Below are 18,345 nucleotides of genomic sequence, written 5' to 3'. Positions count from 1 at the left end.
ATATCCATCTCTTCGTTGGTAAGCATCCAATGTAACTTGAAAACCACCATCATACCCATTATAAACTAAATTGGAAGTTGCATCTATCAACGAAGCCCACGCCAACTGTCCTCCACGTTTTAGGTTAATTCCAATTTTAATTTTATCATTGGTAAGCCATACAAAATCATTTGCAGCATCATACCGTGGTTGATTGATAAAGATTTTGGGTAAATTTATATTTCCATCGTAATAACTTGCTGGATGTCCATCTGAAAAATAATAAGCTGGCTTATTGGGTTCCGTTATGGTTACATTCGAGTTATTTGGCGCTGCAACAATTGTTAGGGCGTTGCTGGCTCCAGAAATCACATTATTTACCCCACTCTTTGCTGTATAAATATCATTCCTAATGGGTTGATTTACTGAATAATCCGATCCATTGGCATTTAAACTTACCCCATTCTTATACCATGAAATTACGCCCGACCCTGTTGCCGTGAAAACGACAGGAATACCTTCTACTAAGGACACAGGATTTGCCTCTATCACTGGCGGCGTTACAGTTTCAGTTGCCACGATTGTAAGGGTATTACTTACTCCAGACATTTCACCTTGAACGCTTATTTTTGCCGTGTAAATATCACCTTTAATGGGTTGATTTACCGTATAAGTAGATCCATTGGCATTTAAACTTATCCCATTCTTATACCACGAAATTACACCTGTACCTGTTGCCGTGAAAACAACCTGAATACCTTCCACCAAGGCCGTAGGATTTGCCTCTATCACTGGTGGCGCTACGATTGTTGGTGGCGGGGGTGGAGGCGGAGGCGGTGGTGGTGGTGGTGGGGGCGGAGTAGGATTGCCAAATAAGTTTAATTTGCTTTTAGAAGAAGCAAATTTAATATTTCCAAAACCAGTCCACGCAAGCCACTTAGCATACGCATCTGAATTGATAGTAATGATATGATTCGGTCTTATAATTACTGAGTCAATTGCCAAAGGAACACGCAAAATATCCCAAATATATTTATCTTCCCAATCACCCGACTTCACGCTGATGGCAATAGGGGGTTTAATAAAAACTGAAATATCACCACTTTTACCACCTACACATCCAGAATTATTACATTTAGCATAGTATAATGTTGGCACAATGGGAGAAACTGGCATTGCGACTGACTCATTATTCCCAGAATTATACCAAAGTAAAGTTCCGCCACAGCCAGTAGCAGTTAATGTAATTGAATTACTCAATACAACAGATGCCGTTGGTTCTATCAATGGAGGAACAGATTCAAAGACGTAAGCATTAATTGAAGCACTTCCTACACATCCGTTTAATCCAACAGCCGTTAATTTATAAACGCCAGTTACGGCAAGCGTATTGGTAAGGATAGTTGGATTTTGGTTAGAGGCAGTAAAGTTATTTGGCCCTGTCCAAGCATAAGAACTAATACCAGCAGTCGCATTCGTATAAGTCGTATAAAAATGTAGTGCATCGCCTAAGCAAACTGTTGTATTTGAAGTAATAGCAATATCAGGCTTAGATTTTAACGTTACATTCCGGGATGAACTTATGGCACATGAATTACCAAATTCATCGGTAAAATTGGCAACTATCGTATAAATTCCCGCACTTTCTGGCAAAAAGTTCGGTATTGTCGCAATGGCATGATTACAATTAAAACTCGCATCGCAAACTGCAACGGTATTGGCTATAAATCCATTTGGACCAATCCATGAATAATTTTGAAAATTTGCTCCTCCAATGGCCCAATCTATTGTATAAGACGCTCCTTCGCACGAACTACCACTGGTAGAAAGAGGAGGTATATTCGGTGGATTACTAACCGAAATATCGACGGATGTAGTACCCGAACAACCTGCTGAATTACTGGCGACAACCGTATATATTCCTTTATTGCAAGTAGTTACATTATTGACCGTAGTGAAAGCCGACCGTGAAATATTTGCCCCAGTGGCTGTAAATGAATTGGGCCCAGTCCACGAGTAATTCATACCCGTTCCCAAAGAAGTAGAAGCACCTAAGTTAATCGTTCCGTTATAACAAGCTGAAACATTACCCAGTACGCTTAAATTTTGGAGTTGTTGCCCAATACTTACGGACGTAGTGGCACTAACCAAACAACTGCTTGCATTGGTAACTATTACCGAATAAACGCCTTCTTTAGCAGTGGTTAAAGTGGTAATAGTAGGGTTTTGTAAAGTTGAAGAAAATCCGTTTGGACCCGACCACGCATATGTTAAAGTTACATCATCGGTAATTACTGCTAAATCCACATTGCTATTTACACATGACGAAGCAAAAGGAGGAACAATTATATCAATGCCATTAACAATGATATGTTGCTTAGTTCTTGTACTTGCACAGCCAATTCCAGCCTCGCAGGCGGCAAAATAATCAACGGTAGTGGTAGGTAAAATTGCAGTCGTATTAATTTCATTCCCATTAACAGAAGCATCGTACCACTTCACATTTCCTTGACTACATGTGGCTGATAATTGCACTGTTTGCCCTCTACAAATGGTTTTAGAAGTATCCGAAACTACGGGTAGAGGAATAGAATTAATCTGAATGTCAAATCCATTATCGGCTGATATGGTGACAGGATTGGTGGCAACTGCACGAATTCTATAACCGTTTCCGATGGGAATGTTCGTAGGAATTTTAAAAGTCAAATCATGAGTTCCAGAATTAAAATTACTTAAAGTTCCCATTGAAATTGGGGAATTAAAAACGCCATTTTTATCTGAAATTTCAATCTTAAAATTATTTCCATTATTGAAAACACCTGATGCATCAAAGACGATCAAGTAGGATTCTCCCGTACAATAAGAAGTTTTTATAAAAGAGCTAATTGCAAGTTGATTTGCCACATGATTGTTCTTTTTATCCAAGATAAAAGGAACCTTCAATGTTGGGAATATCAATCTTTTTTTAGCATTATTTAATGCGCTGAAAGGCTCTGAAAATCTATATTTTGAATAATAAAATCCATCAAGTGTCTTGGTTTTGCTATCAAAAGAGTATGAATTGAAATTTTGAAATAGTATTAGAAAAACTAATAAAAGCTTTGGGTGCTTTAGGAATTGATTTCTAAAAATATTTTTATATAAAATGTCATTAATAGTGGCATCTTTTTTCATGTGTATATATTTAATTTAGCAAAATATTAAAATATTTAGTGTGTTCAATAAAATTTATCAAAGCGTAAAATAATAAAATCGTAGATGAAAGACTTATAATTAATTTTAAAGTAGCATGTCTCTTCCATAGGTAGAGTACGCAATTTTGAAGCCAAACTTTTGAATTAAGGTTATTTATTTATAAAAACAGGAATCTTAATACAATTAAGAGGAAAAGCTTTTATTGCTTTTGTTCGTTGATTGGTAAGTGAAAAATAAAGGGTTGTACTGCGCAAATTAAGGATAATCAATCAATGTTCTATACACAAACGTTAAATTATAACATTTGAAGAAGAAAATTTAATTCGTAAAAATAGTAAATTTTAACCTAAGTCCAATAATTATTTTAAAAATATTAAAGAAGAGTACTTAAAATTAATATCTACTTTGATTCAACCTTAAGGCTTTCAACGATAAATGGATCGATTATACTTATCAATAACCCCTGTTTTTCTGTCATTCGAGCGTAAAATTGCAAAATAATTAAATGGTGAATGGCACAAAATTAAACGTTTAGAAAATTGTCTTCGTGGCACAGTTTACCTATGTTTGTGTAATTGTACCACATTTTTTTATCCCTTAATTTATGTACGAAATATTCGTTGAAACCATTGGTTGGATTGCTTCATTTTTGATTGTAGGAGCATTTGCTTTGAATTCGTTTGGTAAAATAGCTTCTTCTTCAAAAATTTATCAATTAGCCAATTTATTGGGAGGTATTTTCTTCATTATTAATACAGTTTACCACAAAGCCTACCCATCGGCATTTGTCAATGTTGTTTGGGTAATTATTGCCATTTCAGCACTTTTAAAATTGAGAAAATTATGATGGATTTATTACATTTAGATACACTTTCAGTTGCCAAAAATTTATTGGGTTATACCTTCATTCACGAGAGTGAGGCGGGAAAAGCTGCAGGCATAATTGTAGAAACAGAGGCTTATTTGCAAGACGACCCAGCTTGTCACGCTTATCGAAAAAAGAGTGTGAGAAATGCTCCGATGTTTGGCAAAGCAGGCACCATTTATGTCTATCAGATTTACGGAATGCACTTTTGTATAAATATTTCGACTCATCAAGAAGATGTTGGGGAAGCAGTGTTAATTCGAGCGTTAGAGCCAACGGAAGGCTTGGAATTAATGGAGGAAAGACGTTTGAAACACTCAAAATTAAGCCAAATGAAACCTAAGGATTTATGTTCAGGTCCTGGAAAATTGGTGCAAGCCATGGGCATTCATAAACACATGAACGATTGGCATATTCTGGATTCTGATTTAAAAATCATTCCTCCAAAAATACAAATATTTGATAACGAAATCATTACCACTACTCGAATTGGAATAACGCAAGGAGCCGATTTGCCTTATCGGTTTTATGTGAAGGGAAATAAATTTGTGAGTAAATTGTAATACGGAAAAGACAATCCGTATTACAAAAGTCCTTGATAGGAAATTAATCCAATGGCCAAAACCGCCAATGCCAAACCGATTTTATTCAAATTTGTCAATTTTTCGTGGAAGAATATTAAGGCAATAATTGCGGAACCTAAAATCACACTGATGTTATAAATTGGCAATACAAATGCTCCATTATTTTGAAAAGCGTCTAAGGCTTTTAATAAGAAGTAAAACGATAAAAAATTAGGAATCCCTAAGGGGAAAGCCGCCCAAAGGCTTTTCATTTTCAACTTCTCTTTTCCTTGCAAAATTCTGATTATCAATACAATACCTCCAAAAATAACCGAACCTGCCAAAATAGTAAGCGTAAACGGAATGGTATTTCCAGAGGCCGTTACGTATTTGGCATTCAAGTAATTAAAGGTTGTATTTGTGATACCATACATCACAAATACAACGATTGGCAACAACCAATCAGCAGTATTTTTTGCTTGATTTTCTGATTTTTCTTCCTTTTTTAAGGTACTTAAAACGACCGCCACCATGGCCAAAGCTAAGCCTAAATAATTCCAACCATCAAATTTTTGACTTGATTTTAAAATTACCAAACTAAAGATTACGGGTATTACCAAAGAAATATTATTGGCTAAAGAAGTGGCAGTTATACCTACTTTTTGGGTAGAAGCGCCCGATAGAAGAAATGTTATCACAAAACCCACGCCTAAAAGCATGGCCCAAGGCGTTGATGGTTCAGCAAAACTGAGTGAAAAGTGCTGACTATCAGGCAAAAATATTAATCCTGTTAAAAAACAAACAGGATAATTTAGGATGATGGCTTGGAAAGTATTGACCCCGAAACGTGTGTGAAGTCGAAAATTTATGAGCAATAACACGGAAAAAAATACACTGAGTACTAAGTAAATCATGATTGAGTAGTTACTGGTTAGTAGTTATTAGTTAATGGAAAAGAGTCTTTACATTGACATAATTTTCTTCCATAAAATTAACCTCAAAAGTCATTTTTGTGAAGAAATTGTAGCTTGAGAAAAACTAATTTCTACTAACTAATAACTAACCCAAATTTACGCCTTCATTATTAAATCTTCCAATAAATCAATCCAAATGGTTGAATTATTCAAACTTTCTACCAGTTGCCAATGCTTACCACCGTTTTCTTCAAACATTTCTTTGTACTCCTCTCCTACTTCGATGGTCGTTTCTAAACAATCTGAAACAAAGGCGGGAGAAAATGCTAAAACGTTATGCTTTCCCGATTTTGCCAAATCTTTTACTACGTCATCGGTGTAAGGTTTTATCCATGGGTCATTTCCTAATCTTGATTGAAAAGAAGTCGTATATTCACCTTCCTTCAAGCCTAATCCCTTGATCATCAATCGAGTAGTTTCAAAACATTGAGCTCTGTAACACAATTGATTCATGCTATGAAGCGTATCGCAGCAAGCACCTAATTTACATACTTCACCCGTGCAATCACCTTTCCTCATGTGTCTTTCTGGCAAGCCATGATAACTAAAAAGAAAGTGGTCGAAATGGTTTTCAGCCATGTATTTACGAGCCGTTTGGGTGAAATGCTCAACAAATTTTGGATGGTCGAAAAAAGTATTTGTAAACTGCAATTCAGGAATAACTTGCCAAGTAGATACAATTTTCATTGCCTTCTCAAATACTGAACCCGTACTTGCCGAGGCATATTGAGGAAATAAAGGCACAACAATAATCTTTTTGAAACCTGATTTTTTGAATAAATCCAAGCCTTCATCCATACTTGGCGATTGATAACGCATGGCCAATTTCACTACGTATTCATCTCCCAATCGCTCCTGCAACATTACTTCAGCATCTTCTCCGTAAAATTTCAAAGGAGAACCTCTTTCTTCCCACAATTCTTTATAAATTTTAGCAGATTTTGGTCCACGAAAAGGGGAAATAATTAGATTTACGAGTGGCCAGCGGGCAGCAGCAGGAATGTCGAGGACACGCCCATCCATCAAAAATTCACGGAGATATTTACGAACATCAGGCGTATTCGGAGAATCGGGTGTTCCGAGGTTGACAATTAAAACGCCCGTTTTAAATCTAATTTTTGTTTGTGGTTCTAACACTGTTTGTGCTTCTATCGTTTGCATAATATATATTTTTTCACTTGAGTATCATACAAATTTAACTCACTAAATTCATTTTTTGTTTAATCTTTCCAACCTTCGGGTTTTATTTTTGTTCTGAACCGCCCCTCAATGCACGGGGTTTTGTCTAAACAACCCAAAGATGCTTCCAAAGGCGAGCATTCCACAATCCTTCCTTCGATCACATTGGTATAAACGGGTGATTCATCCGAGGCAATTCCTTTTAGTCTATCAATGTAAAATATTTTTTTCTTTACCGAATATACATCGAAAATGCCCAATATTTTCTCCTCTGGATTTGTCTTTGATTTAATATTAAAACTAAAACGAGTTTCGGCGGGTACATCAAATAAAGTACCGTTATTTTGGGTTTGAATTTTAAGACCTTGATAATAATTAAACACATTTCGAGTGATGGCACGCTGTTCTAATTGTAAATAATAAGTTGAAGTGCTATCGAATGGAACTCTGGCAACTTGTTTCCCCGTTACTCGTTGACCATTGAGATAGGCATCCGAAAAAACGTTCAATTCGGAGGAATAAGTAATATTCCAGCAATCCGCATTACAACGATAATTAAACGTTAAACTGGTCGGAGGACTACTAATTACGCAGGTATTCAATCTAAAATTATATGTTCCAAATACGCAGTTTGAACAAGTATTCGCACGTTCAAAATGTTTCCAAACCCACTGATAATTGTCGCCAACAGTTGCTGGATCCTGAAAATCGAGATAAATATTAAAGCCTCCACGTCTCGCATCGCCTTTACTAAAGTTATCTTGTAGTTCAAAACGAGTAATCACATTTTCAAGATCAGGAGTGGATTTCATCGTTTCGGGCGAAGATTGATAGATTGAACCGTCAGAAGTTTCAATGAATAATGTATAGGTACTTCCCACTTTTCCGACAAAGTTTTTGGCGGGCAAATAAGTACCCGCAACCAATGATTCTGTTTGGATTTCCTTTAATCCTTGCTCATCCATAAAATATACTTTCGCTTGCGTAACGGGTTTAAAAACCGAATTGGCTAAATCGTCCGAAGACCTATAAATTTGCACTTTTGTGGTATTTAATTGATCCGTCAGCGTAGCATCTATCGTTAGGAATTTTGCGTAAGAAATTTGTTCAAAATCATTGACTGGGGTTACGCAAGAATAGCATAATCCAAGCAAAAACAAGAACAAACCTTTGGACTTCATATTTTAGAATGAATTGATAAAAATTCTACACAAAAGAAGGCAAATCATGGATTATTCTGGAACGAATATCTCATAATTTGCCTTCAAAAATAGCAATTTTTATTGATAAATTTAATTTTTCCAACCCGTAGGTTTAAGGGGTGTTCTGAACAATCCTTCAGAACATTGTACCATGTCTTTACAACCAACTTGCGCTGGAGGACATGAGAAAATATCTCCTTGAATATTTTTTACATTTGGTGCTTCATCTTTCGGAACTTGGGTTCTATCAATATAAAAAATCTTTTTACGAACTGAATAAACATCAAAAATTCCTAATATTTTCTCCGAAGGATTCGTGGTAGATTTGATATTAAAGCTAAATTTTGTCTCGGCTGGAACATCAAATAAAGTCCCATTATTCTGTACTTGCGCATTCAATCCTTGATAATAATTGTAGGAATTACGAGTAATGGCACGTTGCTCAAATTGTAAATAATAAGGGGAAACACCGTCATACGGTACTCTGGCAACTTGCTTTCCTGTGATTCGTTGGCCATTCAAATAATTATCAGAGAAAATATTTAAGTCCGTCGAAAATGTTATATCCCAACAATCTCCATCACAACGATAATTTAAGGTTATATCAGTTGGAATTTTGGGTTGTACACAAGTGTTGGATTTAAAGTCATAACTTCCCCCTACGCACGTTTCGCAGATAAATGCACGTTCATAATGCTTCCAATACCACTGATAATTATCGCCCACCGTGGCAGGATCTTGAAAATCAACGTATATATTAAAACCTCCCCGACGACCATCACCTTTGGCATAATTATCGTAAATTTCAAAACGTGAAATGACATTTTCAATCTCAGGAACGGGCTTCATGGTTTCCGCTTGGGATTGATATTTTTTTCCATCCGTCGTTTCAATATTGAGGATGTATGTTCCTCCGACTCGTCCTGCAAAATTAGCCGAGGTTAGATAAGTTCCTTTTATTGCCGATTCGGTAAGATTTTCTTGAACACCTTTTTCATCCACAAAATACACTTTCGCTCTGGTGATTGGCACAAAATAACTACCCGTCAATTTGTCAGAAGATGAATATAGTTTCACTTTCTGAGGGCCAACTTGATCAGTAAGTGAGGCTTCAACGGTCAAAAAACTTTTAGAAGCTACCTGGGTAAAATCGGCAATTGGTGTAATGCAAGAACCAACTATTACCAGTAATAAAATAAGATATATGGGATATTTTGTTTTCATGGAAATTAATAATCAGGTTTTAGGTATCAGTATTTAGGTATTAATAAATGCCTTAACTTCAAAGACAAAATACCTTATTTACCATACCACAATCTTTTATAAAAATTTAAAATTATACGTTAATGAGACAAATGGAGCGCCAAAAACACTCAATTCGTAAGGTTTTATGCCTGCAGGCGTTGATTTGAAAAATACTGAATATGGATTTTTTCTTCCGTAGAGATTATAAACCGTAAACGTCCAACTACCTTCCCATCGTTTTTCTTTTAGACTTGGATTAGTGATTGTCCAAGAAAAATCCAGGCGGTGATAATCCGCAATTCTGTCATTATTACGAGTTTCATAAACTGGATATTTTTTATTATCCAATTGAAATAAACCCGAAGGTGAAGAAAATGGACGACCCGTATTATAAGCAAACGTAAATCCAAAACTATGATGAATCGTTGGCTGAATATTTACCGTAGCATTGATGGTGTGAGGTTTATCGTAATTTGAAGGATACCAATTCCCCCCCGCAATTTGCTGCAATTCTGGAAAATCGCCCCGTACTTGTTGTAAGGAACGAGCGTAGGTATAACTAATCCAACCGCTTAATTCACCCCGTTTTTTGGTTAGCATTAATTCAAGTCCGTAAGCCTTTGCTTGCCCCGAAACTACCTGTGTTTCAATCGTTTTATTCAATTGCAAATTTGCTCCAGAGATGTAATCAAGAATATTATTGGTCTGTCTAAAATACCCTTCTGCCGATATTTCAAAGATATTTTCCTTAATATTTCTGAAATACCCCAATGAAATAAAATCACTTTGCTGAGGCTTGATGTAAGAATCAGAAGTTTTCCAGCGAGAGGTTGGAAGTGGTGTAGTATTGTTAGATAATAACTGAATAAATTGTTGCATTCTGTTATACCCAAACTTAATGGTAGAATTTTCTCCGATTGAATATTTCATAGCAACACGAGGTTCAAAACCGCCATAAGTTTTCTCAACTGCACCACTCCCAATTTCCTCAACGCCAATCTGAGAGCTGGCCGTTCGAGGTTCTCCCTCAATGTATTTTCTCACCGAATAAGGGCCAAAATTGATATAATTGGCATAACGAAGTCCCGCTTGAATGGTAAATTTCTCACTCATTTTATACTCATCATCCACGTAAATGGCCGTTTCTAAAGACTGTTCATTGGGCAAAATAACGGTAGCAACCCTTGATTTTACATTTTGATTCAAAGCTCCTGGAGAAATATTATAAGTAACCGCCGAAAGTCCAAAATTGATTTTATGTTTCTCATTTGGATTATAATCAAAATCAATTTTTAGGTTTTTATAATCAATACTATTTAATAATTCAATGCGATTCACGCTGTCGGGTGCGTAGGTACGAGTTTTATAATTTGACATAACGCCCAAGACATCTACACTCAATTTTGTATTGAAATAATGATTCCAACGACCCGAAAAATTAAGGTGTCCGTAGTCAAATTGTGTCCGTTTGGCAATGACATTTTCCAAACTAAAAAGAGAATCAACTTGATAAAAATCACTGCTGACGTAAGTAGAAAGGGAAAATGTATTATTTTTATTGGGGCGATAAAAAACTTTTGTGGCTAAATCATAGAAATTTGCCCGAGAGTTTTTGATATTATCGGGTCCAACTAACTTAAACCAAAAATCATTAAATGATAAACGTCCTGCCGCTAAAATTGATAGTTTGTCCTTAATAATTGGCACTTCGACCATGGCCCGGTTCGATACCAAACCAATTCCACCCTGCAATTTGAATTTTTCTAAATTGGGTTCGGTCATTTTAATATCCAAAATAGAAGCCGTGCGACCACCAAAACGAGAAGGAACTCCTCCTTTGTATAATTCTAATTCACGAATTGCATCCGAAGCAAAAACCGAAAATAAACCAAAAAGGTGGGTAGGATTGAAAATGGGAGCGCCATCAATATAAATCAAGTTTTGGTCGATTGCGCCACCTCGTACGTTGATTCCGTTTGAACCTTCGCCTACCGAAGAAACACCGGGCAGCGTTTGCAAAGAACGAATTACATCAACTTCCCCCATCATGGCGGGCAATTTTTTGATGGCTTTAATGCTCAGTAAAGTTACCCCCAAGGAAGGTGATTGAATATCTTTCCGAGTAGCTTGACTTGAAACGATAACTTCTTCTAACGTTTTTGTAATATCATCGAGCAACACGTCAATGCGTTGGTTGGTGTTAAGTTGTGTTTTTATCCTAAAAGGTTTATAACCAACATGACTAATTTTTATGATGTATTCTCCGGGTGGCAAATAGACATGAAAGTAACCCGTGGAATCAGTGATAAATCCAGTTTTTTTAAAATCTAAGGAAATCGTAGCACCAATGATTGGCTCACCCGTTTTAGAATCCTTAACATTTCCTTCAATAATCGGCAGTTTAAATTCTCTTTCTTGGGCAGATAAATATCCCGATGATAGTAGAATTAATCCGCAAACGAGTAGATTTTTGAGTAAATACAATCGTAAATTTTTAAGCATTATTTTACCATTTGTTGTGAAATATTCTTGAAAAGAAATATAATGTTTTGAATAGTACAAAGAACCTAAATTATTCTAAAAGTATTGGCATTTTTTATCCGTTTTCTATGAATGTATCGATATAAAAACAGTTTTAAGCGAGCAAAGGTCATTTTTTGGCGTAATAACTATTGAATGATAAATTATGAACAGAAAATGCCTCAAAGATGAATCCTGCCCGATTCATTTTTGAGGCATTTCTATTAATTGTGATTTAGCAAATTTAAAAGTTGCAAGTCACAAAATCACTCAATCGTAACTAAACGAGCTCAAAACGGTCAAGGTTCATCACCTTCGTCCATGCTGCCACAAAGTCTTGAACAAACTGTTCTTCTGAGTCTTCACAAGCATACAATTCTGCCAGAGCACGAAGTTCTGAATTTGAACCAAAAATTAAATCTACACGTGTACCCATCCACTTAATATTTCCAGTAATGCGGTCAAGTCCTTCAAAAACATCGTCAGAATCTGAAATACCACTCCATTTTGTACCAAAATCTGTAAGATTCACAAAGAAGTCATTGGTGAGTGTCTCTGGACGATTGGTAAATACTCCTTGTTGTGATTTATTAAAATTCGTATTCAAGACACGCATTCCCCCAACTAAAACGGCCAATTCAGGAGCAGTTAATGTTAATAATTGAGCTTTATCAATTAGTAATTCTTCTGCAGAAACGGTATATTTTGTTTTCACATAATTACGGAAACCATCAGCTTGTGGCTCAATAACGGCGAAAGAATGTACATCTGTTTGCGCTTGCGAAGCATCAGTACGTCCAGCAGTGAACGGAACTTCAATATCACGACCGGCATTTTTTGCCGCTTTTTCTATTCCTACACTTCCACCCAAAACGATCAAATCAGCGATTGAAACTTTCTTATTTCCAGCTTGAGCATTGTTAAATTCATGCTGAATACCTTCAAGAACTCCTAATACTTTAGCCAATTGAACTGGACTGTTAACTTGCCAATCTTTTTGAGGAGCAAGACGAATACGTCCACCATTTGCACCACCACGTTTATCTGAACCTCGGAAAGTAGAAGCCGATGCCCATGCCGTTGAAACTAACTCAGAAATGGAAAGTCCCGAAGTCGAAATCTTTTCTTTTAATGAAATAACATCTTGATGATCAATTATTTCATAAGTAGCCACAGGAATTGGATCTTGCCAAATCAATTCTTCCGAAGGAACTTCTGGTCCCAAATAACGAGCAAGAGGACCCATATCACGGTGCGTCAATTTGAACCAAGCTCTGGCAAAAGCATCCGCAAATTCGTCTGGATTTGCAAGAAATCTTCTTGAAATTGCTTCATAAGCTGGGTCGGCACGCATAGCAATATCCGACGTAAGCATAAAAGGAGCGTGTTTTTTAGTGGCATCGTGGGCATCTGGCACTAAACCTGCGCCCGCACCATCTTTTGGCTTCCATTGAAATGCTCCCGCTGGACTTTTTGTCAATTCCCATTCGTAACCAAAAAGGTTCTCGAAATAATTATTGCTCCATTTTGTCGGCGTGGTTGTCCAAGCACCTTCAAGTCCACTCGTAATGGTATCACCCGCATTACCAGTACCAAATTTATTTATCCAACCTTTACTTTGGTGCTCAATTCCCGCAGCCGCTGGCTCAACACCAACGTATTTACCTGGGTCGGCAGCACCGTGAGTTTTCCCGAAACTGTGTCCCCCCGCAGTCAAGGCAACCGTTTCTTCGTCATTCATTGCCATCCGACCGAAAGTCTCACGAATATCACGAGCCGAACCCAGTGGATCTGGTTGTGAATTTGGTCCTTCTGGATTCACATAAATAAGCCCCATTTGAACAGCTGCCAAAGGTTGTTCTAATTCACGTTCTTTTGTGTAACGTTCATCTGCCAACCACACTTTTTCAGAACCCCAATAAATATCTTCTTGTGGTTCCCAAACATCTTCACGACCACCCGCAAAACCGAAAGTCTGAAAGCCCATTGACTCCAAAGCACAGTTTCCTGCCAAAATCATTAAATCTGCCCATGAGATTTTTTTACCGTATTTCTGTTTGATGGGCCACAACAAAAGACGTGCTTTATCAAGATTGGCATTATCGGGCCAACTGTTGAGAGGGGCAAATCGTTGCGTGCCAGCACCCGAACCACCACGACCATCTGCAATACGATATGTACCCGCACTGTGCCATGCCATACGAATAAAGAAAGGTCCGTAATGACCATAATCAGCGGGCCACCAATCTTGCGAAGTGGTCATTAAATCAAAAATATCTTGCTTTAAAGCCTTGTAATCAAGTTTTTTGAACTCCTCAGCATAATTAAATGATTTGCCCATTGGGTTAGACAAAGGAGAATGCTGACGGAGAATTTCCAATTTTAATTGATTTGGCCACCAGTCACGATTTCTCGTTCCACCACCAGCACTTTGCTTTGAAGCTGTTGCGGTAGTTAATTCTCCATGATTTACGGTTGCACCATGATTAAACGGGCATTTACCTCCCGTATTTAATTCATGTAATACACTTGCTTCTGGGTTATTTTCCATTTTAATAGTATTTTAATTTTGTTGAGACAAATTTATAAAATAATTTTAAATAATTTTTATCTATATATTCTATTAACTGATAGATTAAATTGATAATTAACCTGCAACACTAATATCCAACAATTTACAGATTTGAAATTAATCCCAACATGAGATTAATCAGTTATCGTGTATCAAATAATCATTAAACTAAGCTATGATAACTATTTACAAAAAAGGCTAATGAAATTAAGTTTTCATTAGCCTTTCATTGAAACAATTAACGCAATTAATCTAAAATCTTCACTTCAATATCCTTAAAATATGCTACACTTTTAGGGTCGTGACCTTGTAATGCAAATGTGCCAGAACTCAAATGTTTTTGTCCACGGTCGGCTGGAAGTGTATCTGGCTCCATATAGTCAACCGCTACTTTGTCATTTATTTTAATGACAATATGCTTTCCTTTCACGGTAATGTCATAACTATACCATTCATTATCTTTGGCAAAATTCTCTTTCACATCACTAAAACTGTACAAACTACCCGTTTTGCGCCAGTCTCCATGCGTTTGGTTTACTTGCACTTCGTATCCTTTATCAGGCCAGCCACTCGCTTGATAAGCCGTATGAATAAATATGCCTGAATTTGAACCTGGTAGAGTTTTAGCTTTCAATTTTAGCTCAAAATTTTTAAAATCATGGTTAGCAACGGCTCCTTCATAAAATAGGTGAGTACGTTCTCCTCCCACTTTTATGGCTCCATCTTCGATTGTAAATGTAGAAGGATGTTCTTCGTTTACCTTCCAACCGGCAAATGATTTTCCATCAAAAAGTGATACCCATCCTTTTTCTTTTTTCTGAGAGAAAGAAACATTAAATGCTAATAAAAGGCTAAAGATTAATACGATTTTTTTCATTTTAAAATAATTTTGATTGTTAAATGACTATGATTTATCGCTTGAATAAATTTATAAAGTGCCAGCACGAAACGCTAATACTTTATTTAATTCCTTGTAATGATCAAGTTTGTTAAAATTTAGGATAAATCTATCCCAGATTACCACGAATGAAACATAAAGAATAATCAAAGTTTCAATTTGAATTATGATAAAAAGAACAACTAAAGCAACTCAAAATCAAAACCTACTTTGCTATTATTTAAAAGTCACTAATTTTCGACTTTCGTTTTGCCCATCAACATTCAAATTTAGAATATAGGTTCCAGCTTGAAATTGACTAATTTTTAAATTTCGGGAATAATTACCCATCTGTAATTTTTCTTCTGACTGCGTCACAATTTCCTTACCCGAAAAGTCAATAATTGATATTTTAACGATAGAAGATTTGGCTAATCTAAAACTAACCTCAATATCCTCAGAACTTGGATTTGGTGCAATTGTTAGTCCAAAATTATCATAATCTAAGGGTTCATTTGCTAAAACACTTGCCGTTTCAACATCTTTTAAAATCAAATTATTGGGGTCAAATACAAGCGTAGTTGGTTTAGTTTTTACGATAAATTCAAATGATTGAGTTTGTTTATCATTAAAAATGGTAATTGTAGTATCCGATAAACCATTAGAAACACTCAATTGAATGGGCATTGTAAAGAAGGTCGGATTGGAGTTGGTGCTTTGCGAAATATCCGCTTTCACCTTAAAAGTCCCATCCGCCATGGGTTGCGATGTCCATTGTAATTTGTATTTTGGATAATTTTCACCAAATATCCATTGCTTAAAAAAGTAGTCTAATTTCTGACCGTAAACCTGCTCTGCAATCGCTTGAAAATCTTCGGTTATCGCATTTCCATAGGCATTTTTTGAGGCAATATAAGTTTGAAGAATCTTATAAAATTTATCATCGCCTACAATTCCACGGAGCATATGAAGTACAGATGCACCCTTGCGATAGGTACGTGACGAACTAAAAATTTCATTAATATTATTGACATCTTGAACGTAAATTGTTCCTTTGGCCGTTTTCGCAGAAGCCATAAAATTCTTAATGTAAACATCGTATGCAGGTTTTCCACCCGTAGCTTCCGTATAAACACATTCACCATAAGACGCAAAGCCTTCGTTGAGCCAAATACTTTCCCAATTTTTGCAAGTGATTTTATCGCCAAACCACTGATGCGTCAATTCATGAGCGATTAAGGTTTCAAAACCGCTCGAAGGAATCGTTAAAGAAGTACAAGTTTGATGTTCCATACCCCCGCCCCAACCAAATTGAGCGTGTCCGTATTTTTCATTGATGAAAGGGTATGAACCAAATTTTTTCGAGAATAAATCCAGCATAAAAGCCGTTTTATCAAGGGCTAATTTGTTGGTTGTCGTCAAAGATTCGGGATAAATATAATGGGTTATGGGCATGGGTTTCTGCCCTTCAAAAGTGAATTGATTTTGGTATAAAGTATAATTACTCATCGCAATCGAAATCAAATATTGAGCAATTGGATAACGGTTTTTCCATTGATAAGTCCGTGTACCATCTTGATTATCAAGGGTTTTCTCTAAAACTCCATTGGAAACCGACGTAAAATATTTATCACTCGTAATCCAAACGTCCGAAGAGTCAGCTTTATCATCCACCGAATTTTTGCAGGGAAACCAATCGGACGAACCGTAAGGCTCTGATAATGACCAAATTGCCATATCTTTAGAATTGTTATGCGTACCAAAGACAAAACTATCAAATCCGCTCGAACCCGGAATTCCGTGATAATAAATCAAAAAACTCACTAATTGATTTTCAGCATAAATTTTATCTAATTTGGCAATAATCTGATTGGATTGATGAATGAAAACAAGTTTTTTATTCCCAATTTTCACAGAGTCAGTCGTAAGGGAATTTTGCAAATCAATGGTCACTTGATCGAGGTTGGCAACTTTACTTTTGGCATTTATGGTTACTTCGCCCTTAATATTTTTGGGCGTGTACGAAACATTCAAATTGAGTTTATAATACGTTACGTCAATATTATTATCAACCGCTTGGACAGCTTGCAAACGTGCATTTTGATTGCGTTTTGTGAGGGATAAAATTTTTCCAGCGGCACATTCGCTTACAGCATCTTGAGCATACGTAAAAATATTATTAAAGAAAAATAGGAATAATATAGACAGTTTTTTCATCGTTTTTGAGGTATTATGTTAATTATACTTACGCTTTTAAAAAATATCCTTTTCTTCATACAAAATCTCATCTTTATCGTTCCAAACTTTCAAACTCGCTTTACCTTTTTCATCAAAAATCAATTCCATAAAACCTGGTTTACTGGCATTAAATAGGCAATCTGGTTGCTTAATTTCTCGTTTGAGTGGCGTTAATTTACTACCAGAACCACTAATAAGAAACAAATTGTTAGGACGTTTGATAACTTGCAAATTATGTTCATGTCCCGAAATGGCAATCACGTTTTTATGTTTTTCCAACACTGCGTACATTTTATTGGCCATTTTGAGATAGCGAGGTTGATTCATTTCAGAATTCAAAGCTCGATTCACGCCCAACAATCCAAAAGTCATGAGAGGCGAATAATTTACCAAAGCATAATACCAACTTTTACTTTTATGGAAGCCATGTTCGCCATAATCAACCAATGGGTGATGGGATAAAAATAACGTCTTTTTCCCTTGTTTTTCCACAGCCGTTAAAATGGAATCAAGCCTATGAAAATAGACTTTATCCATTCGCTCAAATTTATCATCCATGCCCACTTGATGATAAAAACCACTGTGAAGCCACCAATCCGTATCCGTAAAAACCAAAACTATTTTTCCTAAATCCTTCGTAACGGGTCCGGGTAAGCCTTTTTCGGGATAAAAATGTTTTGTCTTTGTCTCATTCAATGAATCTTTAGCGTATTTATTGATGTAATCAGCCTGTCTAAGTACATTTTTCAAGCCCTTCCAACGCCCTTTTGCCCAATCATGATTGCCAGGGATAAAATACCAATCTCCTTTGAATTCTTTCAGCGTATGAAGTTGAGTCAATAATTTCAATTCAGCTTCTTTTGACCCATCAAGTCCCCGTGGATAAATGTTATCTCCCAAGAAAATCACGCCCCCATTTTCAGTGGCTGTTAGGTG

General features: G+C 36.3%; 12 protein-coding genes. 2 read left to right on the top strand and 10 right to left on the bottom strand.

The window, feature by feature from the left end; genetic code table 11:
- The coding region (locus AC1W31_RS17540) for an immunoglobulin domain-containing protein (protein ID WP_481735789.1) at positions 1 to 2,883 on the bottom strand (2,883 nt) is incomplete at its 3' end.
- Between the two features lie 895 nt (positions 2,884 to 3,778).
- Here AC1W31_RS17540 and AC1W31_RS17535 point away from each other — a divergent pair.
- A complete protein-coding gene (locus tag AC1W31_RS17535; protein WP_481735788.1) occupies positions 3,779 to 4,021 on the top strand; it encodes a CBU_0592 family membrane protein in 243 nt (80 codons plus the stop codon).
- A complete protein-coding gene (locus AC1W31_RS17530) occupies positions 4,018 to 4,602 on the top strand; it encodes a DNA-3-methyladenine glycosylase (protein WP_481735787.1) in 585 nt (194 codons plus the stop codon). Before AC1W31_RS17535 ends, AC1W31_RS17530 begins: the two co-directional genes overlap by 4 nt.
- 20 nt (positions 4,603 to 4,622) lie before the next feature.
- Here AC1W31_RS17530 and AC1W31_RS17525 read toward each other — a convergent pair whose 3' ends face one another.
- The 9 genes from AC1W31_RS17525 to AC1W31_RS17485 all read right to left on the bottom strand — a co-directional run.
- Positions 4,623 to 5,516: an EamA/RhaT family transporter gene (locus tag AC1W31_RS17525; RefSeq protein ID WP_481735786.1), complete on the bottom strand. Its 894-nt coding sequence runs from the start codon at positions 5,514 to 5,516 to the stop codon at positions 4,623 to 4,625.
- Between the two features lie 156 nt (positions 5,517 to 5,672).
- Positions 5,673 to 6,737: a ferrochelatase gene (gene hemH, locus AC1W31_RS17520; protein WP_481735785.1), complete on the bottom strand. Its 1,065-nt coding sequence runs from the start codon at positions 6,735 to 6,737 to the stop codon at positions 5,673 to 5,675.
- A gap of 59 nt (positions 6,738 to 6,796) precedes the next feature.
- Positions 6,797 to 7,936 carry a DUF4249 domain-containing protein gene (locus AC1W31_RS17515; protein WP_481735784.1) on the bottom strand — a complete coding sequence of 380 codons (1,140 nt, stop codon included), beginning with the start codon at positions 7,934 to 7,936 and terminating at the stop codon, positions 6,797 to 6,799.
- 111 nt (positions 7,937 to 8,047) lie between these two features.
- Positions 8,048 to 9,181, bottom strand: coding sequence for a DUF4249 domain-containing protein (locus AC1W31_RS17510; protein WP_481735783.1), 1,134 nt, complete (start codon positions 9,179 to 9,181; stop codon positions 8,048 to 8,050).
- Between the two features lie 96 nt (positions 9,182 to 9,277).
- Entirely contained in the window at positions 9,278 to 11,704 is a 2,427-nt protein-coding gene (locus AC1W31_RS17505) for a TonB-dependent receptor (protein WP_481735782.1), read from the bottom strand.
- Between the two features lie 298 nt (positions 11,705 to 12,002).
- A complete protein-coding gene (katG, locus tag AC1W31_RS17500; protein ID WP_481735781.1) occupies positions 12,003 to 14,273 on the bottom strand; it encodes a catalase/peroxidase HPI in 2,271 nt (756 codons plus the stop codon).
- A 268-nt stretch (positions 14,274 to 14,541) separates the two neighbouring features.
- The gene (locus AC1W31_RS17495) at positions 14,542 to 15,171 is read right to left on the bottom strand and encodes a 3-keto-disaccharide hydrolase (RefSeq protein ID WP_481735780.1); all 630 of its coding nucleotides are present in this window, start codon (positions 15,169 to 15,171) and stop codon (positions 14,542 to 14,544) included.
- A 237-nt stretch (positions 15,172 to 15,408) separates the two neighbouring features.
- On the bottom strand, positions 15,409 to 17,388 hold the full coding sequence (locus AC1W31_RS17490; protein ID WP_481735779.1) for a M1 family aminopeptidase: 1,980 nt from the start codon (positions 17,386 to 17,388) through the stop codon (positions 15,409 to 15,411).
- 36 nt (positions 17,389 to 17,424) lie between these two features.
- Positions 17,425 to 18,345: metallophosphoesterase (locus tag AC1W31_RS17485; RefSeq protein WP_481735778.1), on the bottom strand; the 921-nt coding region annotated here is incomplete at its 5' end.

Source organism: Arcicella sp. (assembly GCF_964672035.1).
Note: the sequence above shows the minus strand (reverse complement) of the source record. Positions and strands in the feature narration are given on the sequence as shown.